This is a genomic window from Candidatus Omnitrophota bacterium (assembly GCA_028715415.1).
GTDB lineage: Bacteria > Omnitrophota > Gorgyraeia > Gygaellales > Profunditerraquicolaceae > JAQURX01.
Map to the genome: position 1 here is coordinate 44,183 of JAQURX010000013.1, position 6,490 is coordinate 50,672.

Below are 6,490 nucleotides of genomic sequence, written 5' to 3' on the forward strand. Positions count from 1 at the left end.
CCTCTGTTACTAACTCGGCCCTAAAAGAGTAGTTAGTAACGAGACAAACGCCTATTATTAAATCTAATATTTACTGCTCTAACTTACCTGCATCAACTAATTCTTTCCTAATAGTCACCAAACCAGCAAAATCAGGATTAATAGATGCCCCAATGCGATAATAATTTAAGGCTGAATCATAATCCTGTCTTTGCAAATAAATTCTAGATAAACCACAGATTGCCCCCAAATCTTTAGGATTAACCTCATATCCCTTAAGAAATTCTTCAAAGGCTTTGTCCAGATTTCCTTCTTTAATAAGAATAAGATTTGCCCTGTACACATGGACTTGAGAAAATGATTCTTTGTCTGACCGAAGCGAAGACTTTCTGTCTAAAGCCAATTCGGCTTTATTTAAATCTTTAACTGCCATGCCTAAATCGTTCTTCTCAATATCGTTGATTAACAGAGTAAAATACCATGCCGGACTATGATATAGATATAAAAGAGGAAATGCGGATTTATTAGTTACTGCAACAGTCATATATCCGGGAGTTCCCACAACATCAAAATTAGGCTGCATATCAGGCATAAAGCTGTCCATCGAGTTTGCCTTCATAAGACAATCTAATCCTTTATCACTATTATTATTCATGTAATACATTGAACCTAAGTTGCCATATGCCTGAGAAAAGTAAGGAAGAAGGCTGAGTGCCTTATCGTAATATTCTTTTTCCATCTGCTGATTGCCAAATTTCCCATACATGCTTCCCAGATTAAAAAAAATTACACCTCGTGAAGGAACTTCTTCTTTATACGCTACCTTTTCTAATATTGCTATAGCCTTAGCATATTCTCCGTCGCAAGCATAAGCTACTCCCAAATTACAAGCACAACCCAAATGCTCCGGATTAATTTTTAAACAATCTTCCAGCTTCAAAGATGCTTCATAGAAAAAACCATTTTTAATGAAATCTGTTCCGCTTTTAAACAAAGCTTCGGCATCTTGACAGTAAGCTTTACCATAAATCAGGCTAAATAAAACGATGCAAAGAAAAAAACGTGCTTGTTTTCCCACTTTCTTGATTTTAAGAAAGTGAACCCATCTCATCCCCATTATTCTAACCATGAAATTATTATACCGCCCTAAAACAAAAATTCAATTCCCATATATTAATTATCTGGAATTAATCCTGAGCAAATTAGATTTTAGAATGGATATTGCGAATGACCCAAGACCTTTTGGAGCTTAGGATTAATTAAGTATTGCGTCCCTGAAATCCCACTTTATTTTTCTGCTTTTTTTAATAAATCTTCCAGAATCATAGTTTGTCTTCTTGCCAATATATATAAAACAATATTACCAATCACGGTAACAAGAAAAAGCCCCATTGCTTTTCCCCATTGAAAATCACGTAACCAAAGAATAATTTTTGAGCCAACAAAACCGTAAATAATAGATAAACCGTTGCCTATTGTAAATATATTATAAACCCCATTACTCTTTATTAATTCAAAGTTTTCTACAGCTCTATTCTCTGCCGAAAGCATTTTAACAGCTTTTCTTTCTTCACGAGTTTTAATAGCAGCTGCTTCTAACTGAGCAGATTTCCACCTACCAGCGACTTTTAAAGCAAGCCAAATAGCAATAAACTCTGGTTTGTTTATCAGAAAAGATGTGATATACAATAATATTTCAATATCTCCTACCCTACGAGCATACCATGTATAAGCTTTAGTCTCATTAATACTAAAACTAGAAAAATATAACTTCTCCTTTATTTCGTCTAAAGTGAATTTTATTAGAAAGCCTCCTATAAAGAGAGTACAACCATACCCTATAATAAGCGGCCAAATCCAATTAAAAATAATCACTAAAGACTCATAAGTTACAATACAGGCCCCCTCCACCATAATAACCTCCTAGTAAAAAAATTAGCTTTATTTCTTACTCCTTCATTCATCTCTATTATATCGCTTAAATAAAATATCCCAAGCCCTTTTCGAGCTTGGGATTAATAAAAAACTGCCCCCTTTATTTATTCTTGGTTATTATTTATTAAACCTTCTACCAAGCTCTCCGGTATTATAAGAGGAGAAAACCCAAGCTTAGTAGTCATTTCAGAAAACAATTGAATTAAATAAGGAACTACGGCGAGAAGACATATTTTCTTTAATTCCAAAGAATCAATTTCATCTTGTGACAAAGTTCGCACAAACTCTGTAGTTAAAACTCCTTCAACGCTTGCGTTCAAAACATCACTTCTTAAATCAACGCCGATATTGAACTTAATACCCATTTTTTCTTTATGAATACCTTTAACATCCCATCTAAAACTCAAATTATACTGTAAATTTATCCTACTACCACCAGAGATCAATTTTCTTTCAAAATTAATTTTAGTAAATATAACCTGAACAAGTTTTATTTGCTCTTTATCTATCATGTCTATCCCTCAGCGATTAAAACTATTCTTGAGTTTCTTTCTGATAAACCAGAAAATGTACTATGTTGTACTGCATTATAATCACTTTCGTTCGCTTCCCGATCTAGGCTAAAGAAAGACCTTACTACATCTCTTAATAATATAGTTCTGCGCTTACTATATTTGGTTACGGTATACAAAAAATCGTCAACTGCGTTACTAACAGATATTATTTCTGTCGAAGCTATTTTTTTAGCCAATAATGTTTTCTTTTCAGGGATTTCTCGCACAAAATACAGAATTATGCCAAGTGGAACTAAACACAATATCAACATATTCATAGTTATAGCAAAATCAATACCTAAGCTAATCATTACTATACCAATCAAGAATATACTCATAAAACTAAAGACTAAAACAAGAATCTCTTTCAGAGTTTTCTTCAATTTCTCTCATCCTTTCCCAGCCAGAATTTAACCGCATTAATAATCTTCTTTATCAAAATCCTTACTATATCAATAGTAATATACAAACAATATAGCACCCAAACACCAACTTCACTCAAATAATTAGCCCAATTAATTAATTCATCTGGTGCGGGGAATTTTATATTTTTGGCTACGGGGCAAAAAGAATGAACAACAGGCCTTAACTTAGACACTACAACTAAAACATGAGACAAAAAAAGCAATATGATTGCTAAACAAACAAACGTAAACGAATCTTTTAGAACGAGATGAACAAGTTCAAAAGATTTAGCAAACTTAAGATATCTTTCTTTAATATTGTCCCACGACATTAGTATAACCATAATCCTTAACCATCGCAATGTCAACACAAGATAATAGAAAGAATTGTAGACAGTCTATATAAATATCTGTCAAGCAAAGCGTTATAAAAGAATCGCGCTTTTCTTTATTTTACTCCTCTTATTTATCATGTCAACCCAAAATACCACAAAATCCCTCTAGTAATTTTCGCAGCGAATCACGATTTTAGCCAATATTCGCGGGTGACGAGGCGCGACTTACTGGATTCCCGCTTTCGCGGGAATGACAAAAAGATATGCGGAAATGACATTAAAATCAGGGACAGGTCCCCCGGATTAGCATCTTAATAGGTCGGGACCCGTCCCTTTGCAGCCTCAAGATTTCCTCAAAAACCTCTTAATATCCTCATGGTTTCCGGCAAGAATAAATTCTACTAAATCCTTATTCCAGCGGAAAATAAGGCGGGTTTTAAGGCCATGCCTTACTTCCCAATAATCACCCTTGAGCCGTTTAAGGCCAATACCTTTATAAATAAACCTATCTTGAGATAATATATCGATTGTCTTAAGGCAGGCGTTCTTAATCTGTGTTTTAAGTTTTGGATGAAGCGATTTTAAAGAGTGCTCAAAAGACGGTTTAAATTCAAACCTCATACAGACTTGAGGTGTCTTTTGGCTCCTTCTGCAGAGGTAAATAATTTCCCTTTTTCTCCGGCAAGCTTATCAATCTTCGCCCACTCGTCTTTGGTAAATCCTGACGGCTCGACATTGATATTGCAGCGCGCGATAACCACTCCGCTTTTATCAAGGCAAAATGCGATATTTTGCCCGCGATTTAGCTTAAGCATCTTGCGCACGGCAGCGGGAAGTGTAACTTGTCCTTTTGAAGTTATTTTTGACATACCTATTACAGTCATCTTGTCTTCTCCTTACTTCCTTACATTCTTACAATATAAGTATAACTTTAAAAACAGAAGCTGTCAAGACAACTCTTTCACCTCCTTTCTATTATAATAGACGTAGGAAGTGGGGAAATCTAACGGGGTTATTTAATAGAAATAGCATGGATTCCCGCGTTCGCGGGAATGACAGGATAATTAGAGTTGTTGAAGATATGATTTAATTGCGGAGGAGATGCTAGAGAAGTCTTTAGCTTGGAGCCACTCTTTTTTAAAGACACTTGCGCCGAAGGAGATGGCACTTGCACCACAGGCAAAATAATCCTTCATATTCTGCGGAGTTACGCCTGAACAAGCAAGGAGTTCAATGTCATTAAACGGAGCTTTTATTTCGCGGAAATATTCCGGGCCAAAGAATTTAGCAGGGAAAACCTTTACCATCGTTGCACCTTCCTTCCATGCTGCATAAATTTCAGGAGGAGTAAGCGCTCCGGGAAAAACCGGAATTTTATTCTTTACACAATACACGACAACTTCTTTAACTAAACATGGCATTACAATAAATGTTGCGCCTGCATCAAGTGCAGATTTTAAACTATCCATATCCAGCACAGTGCCAGCGCCCAAAACAAGCTTGCCTTGTGCTTTTTGCTTTGCAGTTTTAATTAATTGCGCGGCTCCCTTAGTATTCATCGTTATCTCTAAAGTCTTTAGCCCGCTTGCAATCACCGTCTCAATTAACGGCTCAATCTCTCCGGGCTCAACACCGCGCACAATACCTAAAACAGGCTGTTTTTTAAACTCAGCAACATTCATTTATTCTTCTGCCTCGCCAACAAAACTTTCATAATATTCACGGTAATTTTCTTTTTTATCAGACTCACGCAAAGCAATTGCTGTGCGCGGATGCTCATCTAAAATTCCGGTTATCGCATAAGGAATAAAATATCCCCACTCAATCTTCTTCTGCAAAGGAACAAATTCTTTGGAGATAACATCCAAAATCGGACGGATATCATATTTCGGATTCTTTAAAAACCCAAGCAATAATTCTGTAGGGCAATTTCCGGCGGCTCTACCTAATCCATAAATCGACCCATCCACATAATTTGCATTATGAATAATTGCTTCAATCGTATTTCCAAAAGCAAGCTGCTGATTGTTATGCGCATGCATCCCAACTTCTTTAGATTTTAAAATATCTTTTGCCTTCTTAATTAAGAACTCTGTTGTCTCCTGATATAATGAGCCGAAACTATCAACTATATAAACAATCTTCGCCTTACATTCTTTTTCTAACTGCTCCAAGGCTTCTGTTAATTCATTATCAAGGGCGCGCGAAATTGCCATAATATTTACTGCAGTCTCATACCCCTTATCGCTAAAGTGATTTGCTAAGAAAATTGCTTTATCAACATCTTTAACGTAAGTTGCAACTCTAATCATATCAACCGGGCTGTCTTTCTTAGGCAAAACATCTTCCACGTCAACTCTATCAACATCAACCATAACAGAAATCTTTGTCTGCGATTTAATTCCATGGATTACCTCTTTTATGTCACCGTCTTCGCAGAATTTCCATTTACCATATTCTTTCTGGTTAAAAAGGCGCTTTGAGTTTTTATAACCAATCTCCATATAATCTATGCCTGCCTCGGAAATTGCTTTGTAAACCGCGCGCACAAAATGCATGTCAAAATCATGGTTATTCATTAACCCGCCGTCGCGAATCGTGCAATCCAATACTTTAATTTTTTCCCTGAACATGTTGCCTCCTAAAATAATCTTAATAGATTTTTTCCGACGATTTGACTTAATTTATATCTTTAAAGTTTAACATAATCTTTATGAACGTGCAAGCGGGAATAAGGACAGTATAAAAAAAGGGCTAGCTTATAAAGCTAGCCCTTAAAGTATAAGGGGCATCTACCTACTCTCACATATCCTTACGAATACACTACCATCGGCCTTGGAGAGCTTAACTTCCGTATTCGGAATGGGAACGGGTGTTTCCTCTCCAGCATAAATACCCCAAGTCTTAAAAAAACTTCTACAACTATAATTCAAGTTGATAAAACTACTATTATAACCTTGGATCAGTTACTCCTTGCTTTCAATACTTTTGCTTAAAGAAAGCTCGGAGTTATCCTCTCTTAAAATTAAGAAAGAATAAAGGCCAAGCCAATTGGCTATTAGTACGCATTAGCTTAAACTCTTACGAGTCTTACACTTTGCGCCTATCAAGGTCGTAGTCTACGACCAGCCTAATGGGGATACTAATTCTTGAGGGGGGCTTGGCACTTAGATGCTTTCAGCGCTTATCCCTTCCGAACATAGCTACCCGGCCTTTGCCCTTGGCAGGACAACCGGAACACCAGAGGTTCGTTTCTCTAGGTCCTCTCGTACTGAAGAGAACT

General features: G+C 36.4%; 9 protein-coding genes and 2 rRNA genes. All 11 read right to left on the bottom strand.

Going from position 1 to position 6,490, the window contains the following annotated elements; all coding sequences use genetic code 11:
* Positions 1 to 70 precede the first annotated feature (70 nt).
* Positions 71 to 1,108 carry a tetratricopeptide repeat protein gene (locus PHO70_06780; protein ID MDD5432669.1) on the bottom strand — a complete coding sequence of 346 codons (1,038 nt, stop codon included), beginning with the start codon at positions 1,106 to 1,108 and terminating at the stop codon, positions 71 to 73.
* Between the two features lie 158 nt (positions 1,109 to 1,266).
* On the bottom strand, positions 1,267 to 1,893 hold the full coding sequence (locus PHO70_06785; GenBank protein MDD5432670.1) for a hypothetical protein: 627 nt from the start codon (positions 1,891 to 1,893) through the stop codon (positions 1,267 to 1,269).
* Between the two features lie 125 nt (positions 1,894 to 2,018).
* Positions 2,019 to 2,426, bottom strand: a complete 408-nt coding sequence (locus tag PHO70_06790; GenBank protein MDD5432671.1) for a hypothetical protein — start codon at positions 2,424 to 2,426, stop codon at positions 2,019 to 2,021.
* Positions 2,427 to 2,428: 2 nt separating this feature from the next.
* Entirely contained in the window at positions 2,429 to 2,851 is a 423-nt protein-coding gene (locus tag PHO70_06795) for a hypothetical protein (protein MDD5432672.1), read from the bottom strand.
* Positions 2,848 to 3,204: a hypothetical protein gene (locus tag PHO70_06800; protein ID MDD5432673.1), complete on the bottom strand. Its 357-nt coding sequence runs from the start codon at positions 3,202 to 3,204 to the stop codon at positions 2,848 to 2,850. Before PHO70_06800 ends, PHO70_06795 begins: the two co-directional genes overlap by 4 nt.
* 345 nt (positions 3,205 to 3,549) lie before the next feature.
* Entirely contained in the window at positions 3,550 to 3,828 is a 279-nt protein-coding gene (locus PHO70_06805; protein MDD5432674.1) for a hypothetical protein, read from the bottom strand.
* Positions 3,825 to 4,091 (bottom strand): type II toxin-antitoxin system PrlF family antitoxin, encoded by a 267-nt coding sequence (locus PHO70_06810; GenBank protein ID MDD5432675.1) that lies wholly within the window; start codon positions 4,089 to 4,091, stop codon positions 3,825 to 3,827. Before PHO70_06810 ends, PHO70_06805 begins: the two co-directional genes overlap by 4 nt.
* Positions 4,092 to 4,271: 180 nt before the next feature.
* Positions 4,272 to 4,889, bottom strand: coding sequence for a bifunctional 4-hydroxy-2-oxoglutarate aldolase/2-dehydro-3-deoxy-phosphogluconate aldolase (locus tag PHO70_06815; GenBank protein MDD5432676.1), 618 nt, complete (start codon positions 4,887 to 4,889; stop codon positions 4,272 to 4,274).
* Positions 4,890 to 5,840 carry an aldolase catalytic domain-containing protein gene (locus tag PHO70_06820; GenBank protein MDD5432677.1) on the bottom strand — a complete coding sequence of 317 codons (951 nt, stop codon included), beginning with the start codon at positions 5,838 to 5,840 and terminating at the stop codon, positions 4,890 to 4,892. It abuts the gene before it with no gap.
* Between the two features lie 150 nt (positions 5,841 to 5,990).
* A 5S ribosomal RNA gene (rrf, locus tag PHO70_06825) occupies positions 5,991 to 6,107 on the bottom strand.
* A 138-nt stretch (positions 6,108 to 6,245) separates the two neighbouring features.
* Positions 6,246 to 6,490: ribosomal RNA gene (locus PHO70_06830) — 23S ribosomal RNA — on the bottom strand; the annotation flags it as partial.